22 protein-coding genes are annotated in these 21,517 nt (G+C 68.4%); 19 read left to right on the plus strand and 3 right to left on the minus strand.

Going from position 1 to position 21,517, the window contains the following annotated elements:
• Window positions 1-7: 7 nt before the first annotated feature.
• On the minus strand, window positions 8-931 hold the full coding sequence (locus tag AB0E56_RS10870) for a formate/nitrite transporter family protein (protein ID WP_359798842.1): 924 nt from the start codon (window positions 929-931) through the stop codon (window positions 8-10).
• Window positions 932-1,170: 239 nt separating this feature from the next.
• On the opposite strand from AB0E56_RS10870, the gene AB0E56_RS10875 reads away from it, so the two are divergent.
• Window positions 1,171-2,412, plus strand: coding sequence for an FAD-dependent oxidoreductase (locus AB0E56_RS10875; RefSeq protein WP_359798844.1), 1,242 nt, complete (start codon window positions 1,171-1,173; stop codon window positions 2,410-2,412).
• Between the two features lie 18 nt (window positions 2,413-2,430).
• On the opposite strand, the gene AB0E56_RS10880 is transcribed toward AB0E56_RS10875, so the two are convergent.
• A complete protein-coding gene (locus tag AB0E56_RS10880; RefSeq protein WP_359798846.1) occupies window positions 2,431-2,739 on the minus strand; it encodes a hypothetical protein in 309 nt (102 codons plus the stop codon).
• Between the two features lie 105 nt (window positions 2,740-2,844).
• On the opposite strand from AB0E56_RS10880, the gene AB0E56_RS10885 reads away from it, so the two are divergent.
• The 11 genes from AB0E56_RS10885 (at window position 2,845) to aroQ (ending at window position 14,143) form a co-directional block, all read left to right on the plus strand.
• Window positions 2,845-4,230, plus strand: a complete 1,386-nt coding sequence (locus tag AB0E56_RS10885; RefSeq protein ID WP_359798848.1) for a replication-associated recombination protein A — start codon at window positions 2,845-2,847, stop codon at window positions 4,228-4,230.
• A 181-nt stretch (window positions 4,231-4,411) separates the two neighbouring features.
• Complete coding sequence (gene rpsD / locus AB0E56_RS10890; protein ID WP_183150062.1) at window positions 4,412-5,041, plus strand: 30S ribosomal protein S4; 630 nt, start codon at window positions 4,412-4,414, stop codon at window positions 5,039-5,041.
• Window positions 5,042-5,152: 111 nt separating this feature from the next.
• The gene (locus AB0E56_RS10895) at window positions 5,153-5,341 is read left to right on the plus strand and encodes a hypothetical protein (protein ID WP_017202147.1); all 189 of its coding nucleotides are present in this window, start codon (window positions 5,153-5,155) and stop codon (window positions 5,339-5,341) included.
• A gap of 53 nt (window positions 5,342-5,394) precedes the next feature.
• Window positions 5,395-8,055, plus strand: a complete 2,661-nt coding sequence (gene alaS / locus AB0E56_RS10900) for an alanine--tRNA ligase (protein ID WP_359798851.1) — start codon at window positions 5,395-5,397, stop codon at window positions 8,053-8,055.
• A complete protein-coding gene (gene ruvX, locus AB0E56_RS10905) occupies window positions 8,052-8,525 on the plus strand; it encodes a Holliday junction resolvase RuvX (RefSeq protein ID WP_359798853.1) in 474 nt (157 codons plus the stop codon). Before alaS ends, ruvX begins: the two co-directional genes overlap by 4 nt.
• A gap of 2 nt (window positions 8,526-8,527) precedes the next feature.
• Complete coding sequence (gene mltG / locus AB0E56_RS10910) at window positions 8,528-10,015, plus strand: endolytic transglycosylase MltG (protein WP_359798855.1); 1,488 nt, start codon at window positions 8,528-8,530, stop codon at window positions 10,013-10,015.
• Between the two features lie 4 nt (window positions 10,016-10,019).
• On the plus strand, window positions 10,020-10,832 hold the full coding sequence (locus AB0E56_RS10915) for a shikimate dehydrogenase (RefSeq protein ID WP_359798857.1): 813 nt from the start codon (window positions 10,020-10,022) through the stop codon (window positions 10,830-10,832).
• Between the two features lie 60 nt (window positions 10,833-10,892).
• Complete coding sequence (aroC, locus tag AB0E56_RS10920) at window positions 10,893-12,122, plus strand: chorismate synthase (RefSeq protein WP_359798859.1); 1,230 nt, start codon at window positions 10,893-10,895, stop codon at window positions 12,120-12,122.
• Window positions 12,106-12,627: a shikimate kinase gene (locus tag AB0E56_RS10925; protein ID WP_359798860.1), complete on the plus strand. Its 522-nt coding sequence runs from the start codon at window positions 12,106-12,108 to the stop codon at window positions 12,625-12,627. The genes aroC and AB0E56_RS10925 overlap by 17 nt, the downstream gene beginning before the upstream one ends.
• Entirely contained in the window at window positions 12,624-13,712 is a 1,089-nt protein-coding gene (gene aroB, locus AB0E56_RS10930) for a 3-dehydroquinate synthase (RefSeq protein ID WP_359798862.1), read from the plus strand. Before AB0E56_RS10925 ends, aroB begins: the two co-directional genes overlap by 4 nt.
• Window positions 13,709-14,143, plus strand: a complete 435-nt coding sequence (gene aroQ, locus AB0E56_RS10935) for a type II 3-dehydroquinate dehydratase (protein WP_359798864.1) — start codon at window positions 13,709-13,711, stop codon at window positions 14,141-14,143. Before aroB ends, aroQ begins: the two co-directional genes overlap by 4 nt.
• A gap of 11 nt (window positions 14,144-14,154) precedes the next feature.
• Here the strand turns inward: aroQ and AB0E56_RS10940 are convergent, their stop codons facing one another.
• Window positions 14,155-14,529: a hypothetical protein gene (locus tag AB0E56_RS10940; protein ID WP_359798866.1), complete on the minus strand. Its 375-nt coding sequence runs from the start codon at window positions 14,527-14,529 to the stop codon at window positions 14,155-14,157.
• Between the two features lie 141 nt (window positions 14,530-14,670).
• Between AB0E56_RS10940 and AB0E56_RS10945 the strand changes: the two genes are divergently transcribed.
• The 7 genes from AB0E56_RS10945 (at window position 14,671) to AB0E56_RS10975 (ending at window position 21,450) form a co-directional block, all read left to right on the plus strand.
• Window positions 14,671-15,024: a hypothetical protein gene (locus AB0E56_RS10945; protein WP_359798868.1), complete on the plus strand. Its 354-nt coding sequence runs from the start codon at window positions 14,671-14,673 to the stop codon at window positions 15,022-15,024.
• 112 nt (window positions 15,025-15,136) lie between these two features.
• The gene (efp, locus tag AB0E56_RS10950) at window positions 15,137-15,697 is read left to right on the plus strand and encodes an elongation factor P (RefSeq protein ID WP_359798870.1); all 561 of its coding nucleotides are present in this window, start codon (window positions 15,137-15,139) and stop codon (window positions 15,695-15,697) included.
• Window positions 15,698-15,700: 3 nt separating this feature from the next.
• Entirely contained in the window at window positions 15,701-16,111 is a 411-nt protein-coding gene (gene nusB / locus AB0E56_RS10955; protein ID WP_359798872.1) for a transcription antitermination factor NusB, read from the plus strand.
• Between the two features lie 46 nt (window positions 16,112-16,157).
• On the plus strand, window positions 16,158-19,118 hold the full coding sequence (locus AB0E56_RS10960; protein WP_359798874.1) for an SNF2-related protein: 2,961 nt from the start codon (window positions 16,158-16,160) through the stop codon (window positions 19,116-19,118).
• A gap of 81 nt (window positions 19,119-19,199) precedes the next feature.
• On the plus strand, window positions 19,200-20,777 hold the full coding sequence (locus AB0E56_RS10965; RefSeq protein WP_359798876.1) for a Rieske 2Fe-2S domain-containing protein: 1,578 nt from the start codon (window positions 19,200-19,202) through the stop codon (window positions 20,775-20,777).
• 38 nt (window positions 20,778-20,815) lie between these two features.
• Window positions 20,816-21,073 (plus strand): hypothetical protein, encoded by a 258-nt coding sequence (locus AB0E56_RS10970; protein ID WP_359798878.1) that lies wholly within the window; start codon window positions 20,816-20,818, stop codon window positions 21,071-21,073.
• On the plus strand, window positions 21,070-21,450 hold the full coding sequence (locus tag AB0E56_RS10975; protein WP_359798880.1) for a PIN domain-containing protein: 381 nt from the start codon (window positions 21,070-21,072) through the stop codon (window positions 21,448-21,450). Before AB0E56_RS10970 ends, AB0E56_RS10975 begins: the two co-directional genes overlap by 4 nt.
• The last annotated feature ends 67 nt before the right edge of the window (window positions 21,451-21,517 follow it).

Raw genomic sequence — 21,517 nt, forward strand, 5'->3', positions numbered from 1 at the left:
GTCGTGGTCAGACGCGTGAGGTCTCGAACTCGGGCGTCGCGTCGGTGAGGGCGTCCGCCTCGGTGAGCGCGCCCTCGTCGGTGCTCGTCATCGGGTCGGGGCGTCGCCGCGATGCCGATGCCTGCCGCGTGCGCCGCGCCTTCGCCCTGCCGTGCGTGACGTAGATCGGGATGCCGACGAAGAGGAGACCACCGACGAGGTTGCCGACCACCGTCGGCAGCTCGTTCCACAGCAGATAGTCCCAGACGGTGAAGTCGGCGCCCATGAGCAGCCCGGACGGGAACAGGAACATGTTGACGATCGAGTGCTCGAAGCCCATGTAGAAGAACAGCATGATCGGAAGCCACATCGCGACGATCTTGCCGATCGTGCTGTCCGAGACCATCGCCAGCACGACTCCGGTCGAGACCATCCAGTTGCACAGCACGCCGCGGATGAACAGGGTCAGCATGCCCGCTGCGCCGTGGTCGGCGTAGCCCACGGTGCGCCCATGACCGATCTCGCTGATGGCCTCGCCCACGGCACTGGGTGCGGACGAGAAACCGTAGGTGAAGTACACGGCCATCAGGACCGCCACCAGGAACGCTCCGCCGAAGTTCCCCAGGAAGACCAGCCCCCAGTTGCGCAGGAGCGCACCGACCGTGGCTCCGGGGCGACGGTCGAGCACCGCGAGGGGCCCAAGGGTGAACACGCCCGTCAGCAGGTCGTAGCCCAGCAGATAGAGCATCACGAAGCCGACCGGGAAGAGCACGGCACCCAGAAGAGGCTGTCCGGTCTGCGTGGAGACGGTCACCGCGAACGCCGCGGCGATGGTGAGGAGCGCGGCACCCATCACGGAGCGGATGAGGGTGTCGCGGGTGGAGAGCTGGAGCTTGTAGGCGCCGGCGTCGACCATGCGTGTGGCGAGCTCGGCGGGCTTGATGTAGGACACAGGACCTCCAGGGGACGAGAGCGGGATGCTCGGCTGGATCGATACTGATCGCCCCGCGTTTCCGGTGATCGCGTGCGACGTTACGTCTGCGAAGCGATTCCCTCACTTCGCGGTTCTCGTCGTGTGAGATGCCGATGCCGATCGTTCACCGGCAGGAAACACATTCCGTGACATTCGGGAAACACGACGCGCATAGCGTCAGGGGTGACGGCGTGACCGCCGGTGAAAGGAGCTGCCCGATGTCGACCCGACCGTCACCCATCGAGATCGTCGTCGTCGGAGCGGGGATGGCGGCGCAGCGGTTCGTCACACGGCTGTTGGCGTCGGCGTCGGCGCGGGTGCGCGTCACGGTGATCGGGGATGAGAATCGCCCGCCCTATGACCGCACGCGGCTGCGTGAACTGTTCCTCGGCGCCGCGGCAGGCGATCTCCAGCTGCCGTGTCCGGCGTTCGAGGACGACCGGGTCACCGTGATCCTGGACGACCGTGTGCTGCGTATCGACCGTCGTGCGAGGTCCGTGCGCACGCGATCCCGTCGCGTGTACAGCTACGACGTGCTGGTCCTGGCGACGGGGGCGTACTCCGCCAGGGTCGCGGTCGAGGGGGCGGCCCTGCCCGGCTGCTTCTCGTATCGGACGATCGCCGACGTGAAGGATCTGCGGCGTTTCGTGCGGGCCCGCAGCGATGGACTCGGACGCTCGCTCCGCGGCGTGGTCGTCGGCGGTGGTCCCCTCGGGCTCGAAGCGGCGGGGGCGCTGCAGACGATGGGGATCGCCGCGACCGTCGTCCAGTATGCGGAGCGGCTGATGGATGCGCAGCTCGACGTGACGGCGGGAAGCATCGTGAAGCGGCATCTCCAGGCGCGGGGCATCGCCGTCCGCACGGCCACCAGGGTGACCAGGATCGACCCCGACGAGTCCGGAGCGGTCACGGCGATCGAGTTCCAGGACGGGTCGTTCCAGAGGGTGGACGTCGTGGTGTTCACGGTCGGGATGCGCGCCCGTGACGAGCTCGCCCGCAACGCCGACATCGAGGTCGACCCGCGCGGTGGTGTCGTGATCGACGAAGGATGCCGGACATCGGACGCCGCCGTGCTCGCGATCGGCGACGTCGCCTGTTTCGAGGGGCGTCGCGCGGGTCGGACAGGTGCGGCCTACGACATGGCGGAGGTCGCTGCGGAACGACTGCTCGGCGGCACGCGGTCGTTCACCGGATCTGATGAGTCCGCAGCGGCCACCGTGGCAGGGGTCGAGGTCGCCAGCTTCGGTGATGCGTTGACCCGGACGCCGGACGCCGTCGACGTGCTCTACGCCGATCCCGTGGCCGGCGTCTACCGGAAGCTGGTGCTGGCCGAGGACGCGCACACGCTGCTGGGCGGGATCCTGGTGGGCGACGCATCGGCATACGGCGCACTGCGTACGCTGGTCGGCGCCCGGCTGGAGGACGACCCCGCGTCCTACGTGCTTCCCGTTCGGGGGTAGGGCCTCCCGGTCGGTCGGCTATCCGGCCGGGGTCTGCGTGCTGTCGGGGATCGGTGTCTCGGTCGGCGTCGTGGAAGGGTCGACCGAGGGTGTCGGCTCCGGTTCCACGGTCGGCGAGGGGGTCGGCTCCGGCGCGGTCACCTGAGCGTGCACGACCTGGCTGCCGATCGCGGCGACGACGATGAGTCCGCCGACGATCGCGGCGACCGTGTTGTCGCGGACCCGACGTCGGATCTGCCCCTCATGCCATTCGGTGCGGGCGGTGTGCAGTCGCGCGCGCTCCGCCGAGGTGCGTGCCTGTGCGTTCTTCGAACCGCGTGCGGCCATGCCCTGGATCTCCCATCCCGACGCCGGTGCGCGACGTCGGGAGAGAGCCTACCGGGACCTCGCTGCGTTGCCCGAAGTGTCGGTGGCCGCCGGTAGCCTGGAGGGATGACGTCCCCTGCCGCGCTGCTCTCCGGGCAGACGCCTCTCGCCGTGCGCATGCGTCCGGTCTCTCTCGACGAGGTCGCGGGGCAGCGCCACCTCCTGCGCGCAGGTTCTCCCATCGTCGCCCTCGCCGATCCGGAGGCGAATTCGCCCGGTGCGGTGTCGATCATCCTCTGGGGTCCGCCCGGCACCGGGAAGACCACCCTCGCTCAGGCGATCGCCCGCTCGTCGGGGCGCCGGTTCGTCGAGCTCTCGGCGATCACCGCGGGGGTCAAAGACGTGCGAGAGGTGATGCAGGAGGCGATCACGCAGCGCGATCTGTACGGGCAGACCACGATCCTCTTCCTCGACGAGATCCACCGCTTCACGAAGGCACAGCAAGACGCGCTGCTCCCCGGCGTCGAGAACGGCTGGGTCATCCTCATCGCCGCGACAACGGAGAACCCGTCGTTCTCGGTGATCTCCCCGTTGCTGTCGCGCTCCCTGCTCCTGACGCTCCAGCCGCTCACCGACGACGACATCGGCGTGCTCGTCGACCGCGCGGTGTCGGATGCGCGCGGACTGAACGGCGCTGTCACGCTGAGTGACGAAGCGCGGGCGTCGCTGGTCCGCCTCGCCTCCGGTGATGCCAGGCGCGCGCTCACCGGGCTCGAGGCCGGGGCGGCGGTCGCCCTCTCGCATGCGTCCTCGGCCGAGCGCGACGCCGGTGAAGGCACGCGGGGCGACGTCGAGGACGGGCATGTCGCGGCCGCACCGGAGGTCTCGGCCGATGACATCGCGCAGGCGGTCGACAAGGCGCTGCTGCGCTACGACAGGCAGGGCGACGAGCACTACGACGTCATCAGCGCGTTCATCAAGTCGATCAGGGGCTCCGACCCGGATGCCGCGCTGCACTACCTCGCGCGCATGATCGAGGCGGGGGAGGACCCGCGCTTCATCGCGAGGCGTCTCGTGATCTCCGCTTCCGAAGACGTGGGGCTCGCCGACCCCCAAGCACTCGTCATCGCGGTCGCCGCCGCCGACGCGGTCGCGTTCATCGGCATGCCCGAGGGGCGCATCCCGCTCGCCGAGGCCACGGTCTACCTCGCGACCACGGCGAAGTCGAATGCCGCGTACGTCGGCATCGACGCGGCGATCGCAGACATCCGCGCCGGTGGCTTCGGGCGGGTCCCGCTGCACCTGCGTGACGCGCACTACCCGGGCGCGAAGCGACTGGGACACGGTCGTGGCTATCGCTACTCGCACGACAGCGAGTACGGCATCGTCCCGCAGCAGTACCTCCCGGACGAGCTCGACGGCAAGCACTACTACGAACCCAAGAACCTCGGCGCCGAGCGCGACATCGGCTCACGGCTCGAACGCATCCGCCGGATCCTCGGCGACCGCTGAGACCCCGACAGGCGCGCGAATCGCGATCTGTTAGACTTGAGCGGCTCGAAACCGAGTTTTCGGGCATCTCCTCGTTCACACCACACCTTGCTGGCGCCCCGGCGTGCGCTCCAAGGCAGAACGCGGACGATACGTCCGTGAGTCGTGAAAGACGCGACCACGTCATCGGAAGGATAACTTCGTGACCACGAAGTCCCAGGACCGCCGCAAGGTGCGTCTCAGCCGCGCCCTCGGCGTCGCTCTCACCCCGAAGGCCGCCCGCTACCTCGAGAAGCGTCCCTACGCTCCGGGTGAGCACGGCCGCACCAAGCGCAAGGCAGACAGCGACTACGCCGTCCGTCTGCGTGAGAAGCAGCGTCTGCGCGAGCAGTACGGCATCCGCGAGAAGCAGATGCGCAACACGTTCAACGAGGCCCGTCGTCACGACGGTCTGACCGGTGAGAACCTGGTCGAGCTGCTCGAGATGCGTCTCGACGCGCTCGTGCTGCGTTCGGGCTTCGCCCGCACCACCGCGCAGGCTCGCCAGCTCGTCGTGCACCGTCACATCCTCGTCGACGGCCAGCTCGTCGACCGCCCGTCGTTCCGCGTGAAGCCGGGTCAGCTCATCCACGTCAAGGCCAAGAGCGAGGGCACCGAGCCCTTCCAGGTGGCAGCAGCCGGCGGTCACGCCGAGGTCCTGCCCCCGGTTCCCGGCTACCTCGAGGTCGAGCTCGACAAGCTCCAGTCGCGTCTGGTTCGTCGTCCGAAGCGCGCCGAGGTCCCCGTGACCTGCGAAGTGCAGCTCGTCGTCGAGTACTACGCGGCTCGCTGATCCAGCGACCGAGAACACAGGCAGGAGGCGTCGGGGATTCCCGACGCCTCCTGTCGTTTCCGCATACGATGGAGGCACCGCGCCCTCGCGGGTAAAGGCAAGGATGGCGACATGAAGAACGTGCTGTGGTTCCTGATCGGCGTGATCGGCGGCTTCGTCGCGGCTCACTTCATGAACAAGGACCCTCGCGGCCACGACATCCTCGCCGAGGTCGATGCCAGGATCAACGGGTTCACCGCGATCCTCGGCGATGCCTACCGCGAGCAGGAGGCACGGCTCACGGAGCCGGGCGACAACTGAACCACCGCCGCGCTCCGGCGCGGCATCTTCACGCAAGGACACCCGGCACCCCTATGAAAACTGCGGAGATCGCGCAGCGTTACCTCGACTACTTCGAGAAGAACGACCACCTCATCGTCCCCTCGGCCTCTCTCGTCAGCGATGACCCGTCGTTGCTGTTCACGGTCGCCGGGATGGTGCCGATGATCCCGTATCTCACCGGCGTTGTGCCGGCACCGCATCCGCGCATCGCCGACGTGCAGAAGTGCATCCGCACCAACGACATCGAAGAGGTCGGTCGCACGGCCAGGCACGGCACGTTCTTCCAGATGCTCGGCAACTGGTCGTTCGGCGACTACTTCAAGGAAGGCGCGATCCGCTACGCCTGGGAGCTGCTCACGAGCTCCGAGTCCGACGGCGGTCTCGGCTTCGACGAGAAGGACCTCTGGGTCACCGTCTATGAGACCGACGACGAGGCCGAGGCGATCTGGCGCGACATCATCGGCCTGAAGCCCGAGCGCATCCAGCGCCTCGGACGTGCGGACAACTACTGGAACACGGGCCAGCCCGGTCCGGGTGGCCCCGACTCCGAGATCTTCTTCGACCGAGGTCCTGCGTACGGCAAGGACGGCGGTCCCGCGGTCGACGACTCCCGGTTCCTGGAGATCTGGAACCTCGTGTTCATGCAGGACTTCATCGAGAACATCCGCAGCAAGACGGAGTTCGACATCGTCGGCGAGCTGCCGATGAAGAACATCGACACCGGCATGGGTCTCGAGCGCGTCGCGTTCCTCAAGCAGGGCGTCGACAACATGTACGAGTCCGACCAGGTGCGTCCGGTGCTGGACCGTGCCATCGAGCTCTCCGGTCGCCGCTACGGGGCGGTGCATGAGGACGACGTCCGTTTCCGCGTCGTCGCCGACCACGTGCGCTCCTCGCTCATGCTGCTCTCCGACGGCGTGCGCCCCTCCAACGAGGGCCGCGGGTACATCCTCCGACGCCTGATGCGGCGCACCGTTCGCGCGATGCGACTTCTCGGTGTCGACGAGCCGGTGTTCCCTGAGCTGTTCGCCTCGTCGCGTGACGCCATGAAGTCGGCGTACCCGGTTCTCGAGAAGGACTGGTCGGTGCTGTCCGCGTCGGCGTTCGCGGAGGAGGAGACCTTCCGCCGCACGCTCGCCTCCGGGTCGACGATCCTCGACCTGGCACTCGACGAGACGAAGAACCGCGGCGGCAAGACCCTCAGCGGACCTGAGGCCTTCCTGCTGCACGACACCTACGGCTTCCCGATCGACCTCACCCTCGAGGTCGCAGAGGAGGCCGGCCTCGACGTCGACCGCGCGGCCTTCGACTCGCTCATGCAGGAGCAGCGGCAGCGTGCCAAGGACGACGCCCGCAACCGCAAGCGTCAGCTCGCCGACGTGTCGGTCTACCGTGACCTGCGCGCGCAGGGCGAGACCGGCTTCGACGGCTACACCGCGCTCGAGGTCGAGTCCCGCGTGATCGGGCTCCTCGTCGACGGTGTTCCGGTCCGCAGCGCATCCGAGGGGCAGATCGCCGAGGTCGTGCTCACCGAGACCACGCTCTACGCGGAGTCCGGTGGCCAGGTCGCCGACAAGGGCACCATCGTCGGACCCGGCTACGAGCTCGAGGTGCTCGACGTGCAGAAGCCGGTACCCGGATTGATCAGCCACACGGTCGAGGTCGTGCGCGGCAGCGTGGCGATCGACGACGTCGCGACGACGATCGTCGACGCCGCGAATCGCCGGGCGGCACGTCAAGCCCATTCCGCGACGCACCTGGTGCATGCGGCTCTGCGCGACACGCTCGGCCCGACCGCGACGCAGGCGGGCTCCCTGAACCGTGCCGGCTACATGCGCTTCGACTTCTCGTGGTCGCAGGCGCTGTCGGTCGACACCCGCAGCGAGATCGAGGACATCACCAACCGTGCGGTTCAGGACGCCCTCGAAGTGACCACGCGCATCGTGTCACTCGACGAGGCGAAGGAAGCCGGAGCCATGGCGCTGTTCGGCGAGAAGTACGGCGATGTCGTGCGCATGGTCGACATCGGCGGCCCGTGGTCGCGCGAACTCTGCGCCGGAACCCACGTGAGCACGAGCGCGGAGATCGGTCTGGTGAGCCTCGTCGGAGAGTCGTCCGTCGGAGCCTCGAACCGCCGCATCGAGGCTCTCGTCGGCGCGGACGCGTTCCGCGAGCTCGCCGCCGAGCGCGCGATCGTGTCGCAGCTCACGAGCTCCCTGAAGACCCCGCGCGAGCAGCTGCCGGAGCGGATCGCCGACCTCACCGCGAGCCTGAAGGCCGCGGAGAAGCGCATCGCGCAGTTCGAGGCGAAGGAGCGCGCCGGACAGGTGCCCGCCATCGTCCAGGCCGCGACGCGAGTCGGGCCGTTCCGTCTGGCGGCGCAGAGCCTGGGCGAGGTCGCGTCGGCAGACGACGTGCGCGATCTCGTGAACGGCGTCCGCGATCGTCTCGGATCCGACGCGGCGGTGGTCGCGCTCGGTGCTGTCGTCGGCGGGCGCCCGGTCGTCGTCGTGGCGACCAATGATGCAGCGCGGAGCGCCGGAGCGAAGGCCGGTGCGCTGGCGAAACGTGCCGCAGGTGTGCTCGGCGGCGGGGGAGGCGGCCGCGACGACGTCGCCCAGGGCGGTGGCTCCGACGCCGCGGCTCTGCCGGCTGCGTTGGACGCCATCGCGCAGGAGTTGCGCCTCGCGTGAGCGGCTTCCGCCGCGGGGTGCGGCTCGGCATCGATGTCGGCAGGGCGCGGGTCGGCGTCGCGCGCTGCGATCCCGACGGGATGCTCGCGGTTCCCGTGGAGACCGTGCCGCGTGATGAGGCGTCGATCGACCGCATCCTGCAGATAGCGCAAGAGTACGACCCGCTCGAGTTCGTGGTCGGATTGCCGGTGAACATGCAGGGCGCGGACACTCTCTCGACGACGGATGCGCGGGAGTTCGCTGCGGTTCTGCATCGGCGGAGCAGGGTTCCGGTGCGGCTGGTCGACGAGCGTCTGAGCACCGTGACGGCGCACGCGGCATTGCGCAGTTCCGGGAGATCTCAGAAGAAGTCTCGTAGCATTGTGGATCAGGTCGCCGCCGTGGTGCTTCTGCAGCAGGCGATCGACATGGAGAAGAGCACCGGAAACCCGGCCGGTGCCATGATCCCGTCCGACGAGGAGCCCGCCTGACGATGTCCGAACGTGACAGCGCTACCCCCCGGCACGACCCCGAATCGCGCTTGGGCGACCTGTTCGAGAATCTCCCGGAGCCGACCCGACAGATCCCGACCGTCGATAACAGCGCGCCTGCGCCTGGATCGCGCCGCGCCGCCCGCGAAGCAGCAGCGGGTGCGCCAGGTGCCGCACCTGAGCCGTCCCCGGTACCGGTGCGGGCCTCCGCCGACGGCGTTCTCCCCGCGGATGCCGGCGGCCCGTCGCCGATCCCGGTCCGTGCGTCCGCCGACGCTGCGGACACGCCGACCCGCGCCGTTCCCCGGATCCCGTCCGAGGCATCGGTCCCCGCAGCGGCTGTCGCGCCTGAACCTGTCATCGGCGGGGGATTGGACGACCTCTTCGCCCCGCACGACGACCACGTCGACACGACGCCGAAGAAGAAGCGCCGCAAGGGATGTCTGATCGCCCTGATCATCGTCCTTGCCATCCTCGGCGGCATCGCGGCCGCCGGGGTGTGGGTGGCGAACACCTACGGCGACAGGATCGCCGAGGTCATGGGATGGGGAGAGCCGAAGGACTGGGAGCCCGGACTCGCGACCGGTGAGGCGCTCGTCACGATCAAGAGCGGCGACACGGGTTCACCGGTCTCCACCGCCCTCTTCGAAGCGGGAGTGACGAAGACCGAGGACGTGTTCTACGACTACCTCGTCGACGAGAACATCGCCGTCACGTTCTACCCTGGCGTCTACCGGCTTCAGCAGAAGATGACGGCGGAGGCCGCTCTCGCGGCGCTGCGGGACGAGGGCAACAAGCTCGAGAACACGGTGTCGGTCGCCGAGGGCGGAACGGTCGTCTCGTCGCTGCCCGCGATGGCGGAGACACTCGGCATCCCCCTGGCGGACTTCGAGGCCGCGGTGCAGGATCCGTCGCAGTACGGAGTCGATGCACAGAACCTCGAGGGCTGGCTGTTCCCGGCCGTGTACACCTTCGATCCGGAGGTCACCGCGCCCCAGGTCATCCAGCGGATGGTCGACCGTACGCGCGAGTCCCTCGACGCGGCGGGTGTCCCGGCGGAGGATGCGGAGCGCATCCTGACGATCGCCTCCATCATCCAGCGGGAGGGTCGCCAGCAGGACTTCGACAAGGTCTCGCGTGTCATCCAGAACCGCCTCGACATCGACATGCTGCTGCAGATGGATTCGACCGCCCAGTACGGCTACGGGTCGCTCCACGAAGGTGTCGTGTCCAGCTCTGCTGAGGCGCTGGAGAGTGACAACGAGTGGAACACCTACAAGCGCAAGGGACTCCCGGCGACCCCGATCGCGAGCCCGAGCGACGCAGCCATCGATGCGGCCATGCATCCGGCGGACGGCCCGTGGATCTACTTCGTGACGATCAACCTGTCGACGGGGGAGACCCAGTTCTCCGAGACGCTCGCCGAGCACGAGCAGGGAGTCGAGAAGTGGCGTGAGTGGTGCCGCGCGAACCCGGACGGCGGATGCTGACGCCGTGACCCGCACTCGACTCGCGGTCTGGGGCGACCCGATCGCGCACTCCCGGTCGCCGCAGCTCCACGCGGCGGCGTACCGGGTGCTCGGGCTCGACTGGGAGTACGGGCGTCGTCAGGTGTCGGCACCGGATTTCGTGGCGGCACTCGGCGACCTCGACGACTCCTGGCGGGGCCTCTCGTTGACCATGCCTCTCAAGGAGGAGGCGTTCCGCGCATCGGCGACGGTCGATCGCCACGCCGAACTCACGGGGGCGGTCAACACGCTGCTGCTCGGCGACGCTCCCGCCGGGTTCAACACCGATGTCGGCGGTATCGTCGACGCGCTGGCCGAGGTCGAGGTCTCCGACGTGGGCTCCGTCCGCATCCTCGGGGCAGGTGCCACCGCGGCATCGGCGCTCGTGGCCGCATCCGAGCTCGGCGCGACGCATGTCGAGGTCCGGGCACGCCGACCCGAACGCGCGGCAGGTCTGCGCGCCCTCGGCGCACGCATCGGCGTGCCGGTGTCCGTGGGCTCTCTCGACGAGCACGCGACGAGGGTCGACCTCACCCTCGCGACTCTGCCCAGCGGAACCATCCTCCCCACCGACTCTGCGGAGGCACTGGCCGAGAACGGGGGAGCGCTCTTCGATGCCGCCTATTCGCCGTGGCCCTCGGCACTCGCGGCGCGATGGGGTGACGGCACCGTCGTGTCCGGGCTCGGGATGCTCCTGCATCAGGCCGTACGTCAGATCCGGATCTTCCATCACGGCGATCCTGCGACGGTGCTCTCGGATGAGGATGCGGTCGTCTCCGCCATGCGGGCGGCGCTCTGACCCGCAGCCCCCGACGAAACGCGGCGCAGCGGGCACCCCAACCCATGGGAGACTGGAGCAATGCTCCGCGTGCTCACGGCCGGCGAATCGCACGGCCCAGAACTCATCGCCGTCATGGAGGGTCTGCCCTCCGGCGTCCCGGTCTCGTCCGAGGCCATCCAGGCCGACCTCGCACGACGCAAGCTCGGCTACGGCCGCGGCTCGCGCATGAAGTTCGAGCAGGACGAGCTCACCATCTCCGGTGGCGTGCGTCATGGCAAGAGCCTGGGCAGCCCGATCGCGCTGCGCATCGGCAACACCGAGTGGCCGAAGTGGGTCGAGGTCATGAACCCCGAACCCGTCGAGCTGACCGACAAGTCGCGCGGGCGCAGCGCCCCGCTCACGCGTCCTCGTCCCGGGCACGCCGACCTCGTCGGGATGCAGAAGTACGACTTCGACGAGGCCCGTCCGATCCTCGAGCGCGCGAGCGCTCGGGAGACGGCCGCGCGCGTCGCTCTCGGTGCGATCGCCCGGTCGTTCCTCGAGGAGCTGGGCATCCGACTCGTCAGCCACACGCTGTCGATCGGTCCCGTCCAGGTGCCCGCCGGCTCACCGCTGCCGACGCCGGACGACGTCGAGGCCCTCGATGCCGATCCGTTGCGGTGCTTCGACCCCGCCACGTCCGCTCTGATGGTCGCCGAGGTGGATGACGCCAAGAAGGACGGTGACACGCTCGGCGGCATCGTCGAGGTGCTCGCCTACGGTCTCCCGCCTGGACTCGGATCGCACGTGCACTGGGACCGTCGTCTCGATGCACGGCTCGCGCAGGCGCTCATGAGCATCCAAGCCATCAAGGGAGTCGAAGTGGGCGACGGCTTCGAGACCACGCGACGCCGTGGCTCGGCCGCGCATGACGAGCTGTTCGCGACCACCGACGGCATCACCCGAGGCTCGGATCGCGCGGGCGGCACCGAGGGCGGGATGTCGACGGGGACCGTGCTGCGCGTCCGCGCAGGGATGAAGCCGATCGCCACCGTCCCGCACGCGCTGCGCACGATCGACATCGCGACGGGCGACGACGCGACAGCCCACCACCAGCGCTCCGACGTGTGCGCCGTTCCCGCTGCCGGTGTGGTCGCCGAGGCCATGGTGGCGGTCGAACTCGCGAACGCCGTGCTCGAGAAGTTCGGCAGCGACAGCATCCGCGAGACGCGACGCAACCTCCAGGGATACCTCGACGGCATCCCGGCGGAGCTGCGTACGACACCGGCGTCCGAGGCGGCGCTCATCGCGCATGACGAGCGCGACTGATCCGCTGACGCTGGTGCTGGTCGGCCCGATGGCCGCCGGCAAGACCAGCGTCGGTCGCCGCGTCGCGCGCCGGCTCGGCGTGGCCTTCATCGACACCGACAAGCGCATCGTGGCAGAGCACGGTCCCATCCCCGGCATCTTCGCGGAGCATGGGGAGGCCTACTTCCGCGACCTCGAGCGGGCGGCCGTGGCCGAGGCGCTCTCCGACGGCGGTGTGATCTCGTTGGGCGGGGGGGCAGTCACCCAGGCAGGCACCCGTGACCTGTTGAAGGATCATCCGGTCGTGTTCCTCACGGTCAGCCCTGAGGCGGTGGCCGACCGGCTGCGGGGCAGCAACCGCCCCCTGCTGGCCGGGGAAGAGGATCCGGTGGAGCGGTGGAAGAAGATCTTCGAGGACCGTCGGGGGTGGTACGCCGAGGTCGCCTCGACGACCTTCGACACCTCGCGTCGTCCGATGCAGAAGATCGCGGACGAGATCGTGGCATGGAGGAGAGAGCAGCGATGAGCACGACGACCATCAGCGTCACCGGGAACGACGCCTACGACATCACCATCGGGCGGGGAGTCCTCGACCGCGTATCGGCGGCCCTCGCGCCAGGAGTGCGCAAGATCCTGGTCGTGCACCCGCCGACTCTCGCCGCACGCGCGGCCGAACTCCGCGATCGGCTGCTCGCCGACACAGCAGAGGGACCGCGGGAGGTGCTGCTCGCCGAGATCCCCGACGCGGAGCAGGGGAAGCGCATCGAGGTCGCGGCATTCTGCTGGCAGGTGATGGGGCAGGCGGACTTCACGCGCAGCGATGCGGTGGTCGGTTACGGAGGCGGCGCGGTGACCGACCTCGCCGGGTTCGTCGCCGCGACCTGGCTTCGCGGCGTGCAGCTGGTCCAGGTGCCGACCACCGTGCTCGGCCTCGTCGACGCCGCGGTGGGCGGCAAGACGGGTGTGAACACGGCCGAGGGCAAGAACCTGGTCGGCGCGTTCTGGGCGCCGAGCGCCGTGATCGGCGACCTCGACGAGCTCGCCAGCCTCAGCCCGAACGAGGCGACGGCGGGCTTCGCCGAGGTCGTGAAGGCGGGGTTCATCTGGGCGCCCGAGATTCTCGACATCATCGAGGCCGATCCCGCCCGCGCGGTCGACACCACGACCGAGGAGTTCCGTCGCGCGGTGGAGCTCGCGATCGACATGAAGGCGAAGGTCGTCTCGGACGATTTCCGTGAGGCGGGTCTGCGCGAGATCCTCAACTACGGACACACGCTCGGCCACGCGATCGAACACGCGGAGCGGTACCGCTGGCGGCACGGTGCCGCGATCTCGGTGGGTATGCTCTACGCCGCCGAGCTGTCGCGTCTCGCCGGCCGACTGTCGGATGCCGCCGCGGAACGACACCGCACCGTCCTCGAGTCGCTGGGCCTTCCGACCTCATACCGGGCCGGCGCGTGGCCGCAGCTGCTGGCGACGATGCAGCGTGACAAGAAGAGCCGCGGCGGGATGCTGCGTTTCATCCTGCTCGACGACATCGCGAAGCCGACCGTGCTGCAGGCGCCCGATGAGTCGCTGCTCTTCGCCGCGTACCAGGAGGTCGGGGCGTGACACGTCGCATCCTGCTGGTGAACGGCCCGAACCTGAACCTGCTGGGCACGCGGGAGCCCGAGCTCTACGGCACGTCGACCCTCGCCGACGTCGAGCGCCTGACCGCCGACGCGGCAGCGGAGTTCGGCTTCGAAGTGCGCGCGGTGCAGAGCAACCACGAGGGCGTCCTGATCGATGCGATCCACGCGGCGCGCGGCGAGTGCGAAGCGATCGTGATCAATCCGGGCGGCCTCACCCACACCTCGGTCGTGCTTCGGGACGCGCTCACCGGGGTGTCACTCCCGTTCGCCGAGGTGCACATCTCGGACGTCTACGCGCGTGAGGAGTTCCGCCACCACTCGTACCTGCACGATGTAGCGGCGGTGCGGGTGATCGGACGAGGCGTCGCCGGGTACGCGGATGCGGTGCGGGAGTTGGTCGCGCAGCTCTGACGAGCCGCGGCTCACTCCGTCAGGGGGAGCCACACGATCATCACGCAGATCACCATCCCGAGAAGCGCGATCAGCGCCATCGCGAGGAAGCATCCCGCCATGGCGCGAAGGCGGGGCGGCCCGTCGCGGAGGGTCAACCGCAGCACCACCATCGCGACGAGACTGCACACCACGAGCGTCGCCGTCACGAGGGCGACGGACCCGGCCGGACCGCCATTCGTGACGATCGCGATCAACGGCACCAGACTGAGCGCGGCGAACAGAGAGCCCACGATGATCCAGATGGCGCCCGAGGACGACCGCAGGGCCGGCTGACTGGTCACCAGCGTGGGGTCCAGGCCCGAACCGTGCTCCGTCCTGCGCCTGCGTGCTGCCCTTCCCGACATGAGTGCACCTCCTCTGCGCCCAGGGTGAGCGTCGAAGAGCCGGACGTCAATGGGGTGTGTCGCGGCTGGAGGCGAGGGCTATGTTCCCCTGTGACGGCGCGTTCGCGGCCATCCGATGCCGGCGCGCAGAGAGGGGCACAGATGACCGTGCGACTGAACAAGGAGGCCCTCGCGCTCGCGCGCACGCTGGTGCGAGAAGGCGACGTGGTGCGGGACGAGCGGGACGACTGGAGCGAGCACGCACCGAGCACCGCGGAGGAGAACGCGTTCATCGAGAAACACGGCATGTCGGAGTACGCGAAGTGGCACCTCGCTGAGGACACCGCTGAGACCGAGGGCACGAAGGGCCGGCTGAAGTTCCCGTACGGAGACTTTCGCAGAGTCCACCGGTGCGCCGTGATCTCGGGGGAGAGCCGCGCCGGCCAGCACGATCACACGTCGATCGAGAAGGCGCTCCGCGACCTGCTCGCCGACATCGACGGCGATCAGTCCTGACCGCGCGGCGCGTCCACTCGAGTCCGCGCGTGCGGGGCCGAGCCGCTGATCCCGTAGAATCGACTGTCGGCTCCGCCCGACCCCGCAGACTCACGAACGGAACTCGCAGCGCATGGCATCTACCGCAGACATCAAGAACGGCGTCGTCCTCAGCATCGACGGGCAGCTCTGGAGCGTCATCGAGTTCCAGCACGTGAAGCCCGGCAAGGGCGGTGCGTTCGTGCGGACCAAGCTGAAGAACGTCGTGTCCGGCAAGGTCGTCGACCGCACCTACAACGCCGGCGCGAAGATCGAGATCGAGAACGTCGACCGGCGCGACTACACCTACCTGTACACCGACGGTGACGGCTACGTCTTCATGGACCAGACCGACTTCGACCAGATCACGGTGGGCGCCGCCACCGTCGGCGACGCGAAGAACTTCCTTCTCGAGAACCAGAACGTCACGATCGCCCTGAACAACGGCAACCCGCTGTACATCGACCTCCCGGCATCCGTGATCCTGGAGATCACCTACACCGAGCCCGGCCTGCAGGGCGACCGTTCGTCGGCCGGTACCAAGCCCGCGACCCTCGAGACCGGCTACGAGATCCAGGTGCCGCTGTTCGTCGAGGCCGGTACCAAGGTCAAGGTCGACACCCGCACGGGCGACTACCTCGGCCGCGAGAAGTAAGGCGTGAGCGCCCGGACGAAGGCGCGCAAGCGCGCTCTCGACATCCTGTTCTCGGCTGACGTGCGCGGGGACGACCTCGCGGTGACTCTGGCCGCCGAGGCGAAGCGCGCAGCGAGCGAGCCCGCTCGCGAGGCTTCGTGGCTGTACGCACGCGAGATCGTCGACGGCATCATCGACTCGCGCGACGAGATCGACGAGCAGATCACGACGCACAGCCGTGATTGGAAGCTGGAGCGGATGCCCGCGGTCGACCGCGCCCTGCTCCGCATCGCCGTCTGGGAGATCCTCTACAACGACGAGGTGCCGACCGCCGTCGCGATCGACGAAGCCGTGGAGCTCGCCAAGGAGTTCTCGACCGACGACTCCGGCGCGTTCGTGCACGGCGTCCTCGCGCGGGTGGCCCGAGCCGCCTGACCTTTCGACGCGCGGCAGTGTCGGCGGTGTCGGAGAGGATTGGTGCATGGCCCTCCCGCTCGATCCCTCCCGCTCCGAAGGCAATTCGGCCGGCGACTGGCGGTCGATCCTCGGGGGGCGACGCGAGGAGGCGCAGACGTCGCTCGCTCTCGGCATCGAGCTCCGGGTGCGCGATGGCAGCAGCGCGAATCCCTGGGCTTCGCGTCCTCCGCGCACGGCGACCGCTCGTGACGTCGCAAAAGGCACGGGAGAGATCCTGCTGGGGATCCGCCCGCTCGAGAAGAGCGCGGTGTCCGGCGCCTGGGTACAGGGCACGGCGACGTGGGATGCGGTGCGACGCTCCCCGACGCAGTACGGACGTGATCGCTCTCGATGGTTCGCCGACCTGCTCAGCATCGCGCGTGACACCCTCCTCTCCGGCACAGCGGGCGACTGGCTGGTCGCGGACCTGATCGAATCCGGCCTTCTGTGGGGGCATCTGCGTACTGGCGTGGAGATCGGCATCCCGCTGGTGGCCGCGCAGAAGAACACGACCGTCGAGCTCGCCGATCACGCCACGATCACGGCGACCGTGGGTCGGGGTGACGACGGCGGCCTCATGGTGCGCCCCGCGATCGCCATCGACGGCCGCGACGTCGACCCCGTCACCGTCCGGGCGATCGGTCACAGCGGTGTCTACGAGGTCGCGGTGCGCGGCACACGGCTTCGCGTGACCCTCGCCGAGGTGCCGATGACCGCACCGGTCCGTGCGCTGCTGGGCGGCCGGGGCGGCGTGGACGTGCCCTCGCAGGACGAGGCTGCGTTCTTGCGCGATGCCTACCCGCTGCTGGCACGGCGTATCGAGGTGCGCCCTGTCGGCCGCGTCGAGCTGCCGGTGCTGCCCCCGCCGAAAGCCGTGCTGGGTCTCTCGTTCCTCCGGGGCGATACCGTCAAGTACGCGTTCGAGTGGGAGTACCGCGGTTTCGGGCGCGTTCCCTTCACCTCGAGCGGGCATGCGGTGCGAGATCTCCCCGCAGAGCAGACAGTGCGCGATGCGCTCCAGTCCGTCTGGACGGAGCAACGGGGAGAGCCGCTCGCCGCAGCGGGCTCCTTCCACGACATCGAGGCCGCCGAGTTCACGACGCGTGTGGTCCCTGCGTTGGAAGCCGCGGGTGTCGAGGTCGCCGTCGCCGGACGGCGCAAGACCTACCATGAGCTCACGGGCGAACCGGAGATCACGGTCTCAACCGTCGAGAGTACCGATCCCGACTGGTTCGATCTCGGTGTCCTGGTGAAGATCGACGGGCGCACGATCCCGTTCGAGCCTCTGTTCACGGCTCTCAGCAAGGGGAGGAAGAAGCTGCTCCTGGTGGACGGCAGCTATTTCTCACTGAATCATCGGGCACTCGATCGGCTGCGGGAGCTGATCGACGAGTCGGGTGACCTCGACGAGTGGGAGACGGGTCCGCGGATCAGCCGCTATCAGACCGATCTCTGGGAGGAGTTCGAAGACCTCGCCGACGAGGCACTGCCCGCCGTGAGCTGGCGCGCGACCGCGGAGAGTCTGCGGAGTGCGACATCTGTGCCCGCTGTCCCGGTGCCGCGCGGGATCACCGCCGATCTCCGCCCGTATCAGCAGGACGGGCTGAACTGGCTCGCGTTCCTCTGGAGCCATCGTCTGGGCGGCATCCTCGCGGACGACATGGGTCTCGGAAAGACGCTCCAGCTTCTCGCCCTCATGATGCACGCCCGAGAGGCGGGGGAGAAGCGCCCGTTCCTCGTCGTGGTGCCGACGTCGGTGTTGGCCACCTGGCGGGACGAGGCCGCACGGTTCGCGCCGATGCTTCGCGTGCTGCTGCGCCCCAGTACCCAGGGGCCGCCGCTGGGCGGTGCCCTCGCCGACGTCGATGTCGTCATCACGAGCTACGCGGTCGCGCGCCTCGACGAGGTCGCATACGCCGGTGTCGAGTGGGCGGGGCTGATCCTCGACGAAGCGCAGTTCGTGAAGAACCCGGCGACCAAGCTGCACCGTGCGGTGGCCTCGTTCCGCGCCGATGTGACCTTCGCGGTCACCGGAACCCCGATGGAGAACAGCCTCAGCGAACTCTGGGCGCTGCTGAAGCTCACGGCGCCAGGGCTCTTCGCATCGGCGCGGAAGTTCCGCGAGCAGTACATCCAGCCGATCGAACAGGGCAAGGTACCCGAGAACGAGGAAGGCGGGCCATACCGCCGGCGTCGCCTGGAGCAGCTGCGCAGGCGCATCCGCCCACTGCTTCTGCGACGTACCAAGGAACACGTCGCTCCGGACCTCCCGGCCAAACAGGAGCAGCTCCTGGAGGTCGAACTGAGCTCCGCCCACCGGGCGCTCTATGAGACGGTGCTGCAGCGTGAGCGGCAGAAGGTGCTCGGCCTGCTGGAAGACCTCGACCGCAACCGGTTCATCGTTTTCCGGTCACTCACCTTGATGCGCATGCTCAGCCTTGCCCCAGCGCTCATCGACCCGGAAGACGCGAAGATCGGCTCGCGCAAGCTCGACGTGCTGCTCGAGCGTGTGATCGAGCTGCAGGCCGAGGGGCATCGGGCGCTCGTGTTCAGCCAGTTCACGTCCTTCCTCGACCTGGCGGCCTCGCGTCTGGACGCCGCGGGCATCCCTTACGCCCATCTGGACGGCTCGACTCGCCACCGCCAGAAGGTGGTCGACGGGTTCACCGCGGGCGAGCAGCCGGTGTTCCTGATCAGCTTGAAGGCCGGCGGATTCGGGCTCACACTGACCGAGGCGGACTACGTCTTCCTCCTCGATCCGTGGTGGAACCCGGCGGCAGAGGCACAGGCGATCGACCGCACGCACCGCATCGGGCAGGACAGCCAGGTGTTCGTGTATCGGATGATCGCGACCGGGACGATCGAGGAGAAGGTGCTCGACCTGCAACGCCGCAAGGCGCGCCTCTTCACCGCGGTGCTGGATGACGAGGCACTGTTCTCGCAGTCGCTCACCGCCGACGACATCCGCGGACTCTTCGACGGCTGACCCGATTACTCCCGGCCCGGTCGACGGGGCGCACAGGGAGCCCTCGGTACAATCGAACGGTTCACTTTCGGGAGGAATGCAATGCGGATCACGGGACTCGGCCACGCCGGGATGTTCATCGAGACGGCGGGCGGGAACATCATCTGCGACCCCGTCCTCGGGCCGTCGTTCTACGGATCGTGGTTCCCGTTCCCCGACAACAGGGGTCTCGACTGGGAGCGTCTCGGGCGCGAAGCCGACTTCCTGTGGATCTCGCACCGCCACCGCGATCACTTCGATCCGAAGCTCCTCGAACGGTACATCCGCAAGGACATCGAGGTGCTGCTTCCCGAGTACCCGACCGACGACCTCGAGCAGGACATCCGTGCTCTCGGCTACACGAACATCACCTACGCCCCGGCCGGCCAGGTGATCCAGCGCGGTGAGCTCAAGATGATGATCACGCCGCTGCGCGCGCCCAGCGACGGCCCGATCGGCGACTCCTCGCTGAGCGTCGACGACGGCACCGGATCGATCCTGAACCAGAACGACTCGCACCCGCTCGACCTCGAGAAGCTGCTCGACTTCGGCAAGCCCGACGCCTACTTCACGCAGGTCTCCGGTGCCATCTGGTGGCCCATGGTCTACGACCTGCCGCTCGATGCCAAGCAGAACTTCGCCCGCCTCAAGCGCGAGGCGCAGAACAAGCGAGCGATGTACTACATCGAGAAGGTGGACGCCCCGCACGTCTTCCCGATGGCCGGTCCGCCCATGTTCCTCCGCGATGAACTGTTCCAGTACAACGGGGTGGGCAAGAACGGCGAGTCGATCTTCACCGACCAGAAGCAGTTCCTCGCGCACATGAAGGAACTCGCCCCGCAGTACGACGGACAGCTCTTCATCCCCGGCACGGTCGTCACGGTCGACGGCGGCGCGGTCTCCACCGAGCAGACGCTGTACACCGAGGCCGAGATCGCGCACATATTCGACGAGAAGTGGGACTACCTCGAAGAGCAGCGTGCGACCCGGCAGCAGGAGATCCGCGACGAGGAGGCGACGCGCGCGGAGATCATCCCGCCCGCCGAGATGCTCGCTGCGATCAAGGAGTGGTGGGAGCCGCTGCTGAAGAAGTCGCGCACGATCCGTCTCGGCGTCGGAGGGCATGTCCGCTTCCGCATCGGAGACCTCGACATGGTCGTGGACTTCCCGCGGGCGAAGGTGCGTGAGTACGCCGGCGAGGAGTGCGTGTACTGGTACACCATTCCCGCCGACCTCGTCTCGACCAACATCCGCGATCACGAGATCGACTGGTCGAACTCGATCTTCCTCTCGATGCAGTTCTCGGTGGGGCGCAGCGGGAAGTTCAACGAGTTCCTCACGACGTTCCTCAAGTGCCTCTCCGTCGACCGCATCGAGTACGTCGAGAACTGGTACCAGGAGCAGACCGACCAGACCGAGGACGCCGAGATCGGGGACTGGGTGGTGCAACGCCGCTGCCCGCACCTGCGTGCCGACCTCACGAAGACCGGCAAGGTCGACGACGACGGCATCCTGACGTGCAGCATGCACGACTGGAAGTGGGACCTCAAGACCGGTCGGTGCCTGTCGACCGCCGGACACCCGATCCGCTCGTCCAAGATCGACGACGTCACCGACCCGGTGCTGCAGGAAGCCAGCTGACCTGTACCACCTCAGGGCGACGGTGGTACTCTGCTGACATGCCCACCGCATTGACCCGCATACAGGTCACGCAGACCGCGCAGCTTCGCGACGCCTTGGAGCTCGCGGCGCAGGAATGGCCCGGCATCCCGAAGTCCGAACTGGTCGCCAGACTCGCGAGTCTGGGTGCCGAGACCATCGCGGGGAGGCGCTCAGCCAAGCGGGCGGCGCGACGTGCTGCGCTGGAAGCGACGAGAGGCACCGTCGCCTACCCGCCGGGCTATCTGGAGGACCTTCGGAAGGACTGGCCGGAGTGATCGTCGTCGATGCCGGAGTGCTCATCGCGCATCTGTCCATCGATGACATCCACCAGGGGGCGGCGTTCGAGATCCTCGACACCGAGGAGGATCTGATGATCCATCCGTTGACGCTGGCGGAAGCTCTGGTGCACCCCGCACGCAACGGAACCGAGCTGGCCGACCTCGCGAAGATCGATTCCCTCGGGCTGATGCGACGAGAGGAACCCATCGACGAGCCCGTCCACATCGCGCGTCTTCGAGCGGCTTCCTCACTGAGACTGCCGGATTGCGCCGTCCTGGCGACAGCAGAAGCCTTCGGCGCCACGCTCGCCACCTTCGACCGTCGTCTGGCCGACGTCGCTCGTGCACGCGGGGTCGCTGTCGTCGGTGCATGAACGCTCCGATAGACTGACATCACAAGCAACCTTTAACACCGTCCTGTGAGGCGGAGAAGGGAGCGGC

Source organism: Microbacterium sp. NPDC028030, from assembly GCF_040637855.1.
Classification (GTDB): Bacteria; Actinomycetota; Actinomycetes; order Actinomycetales; family Microbacteriaceae; genus Microbacterium.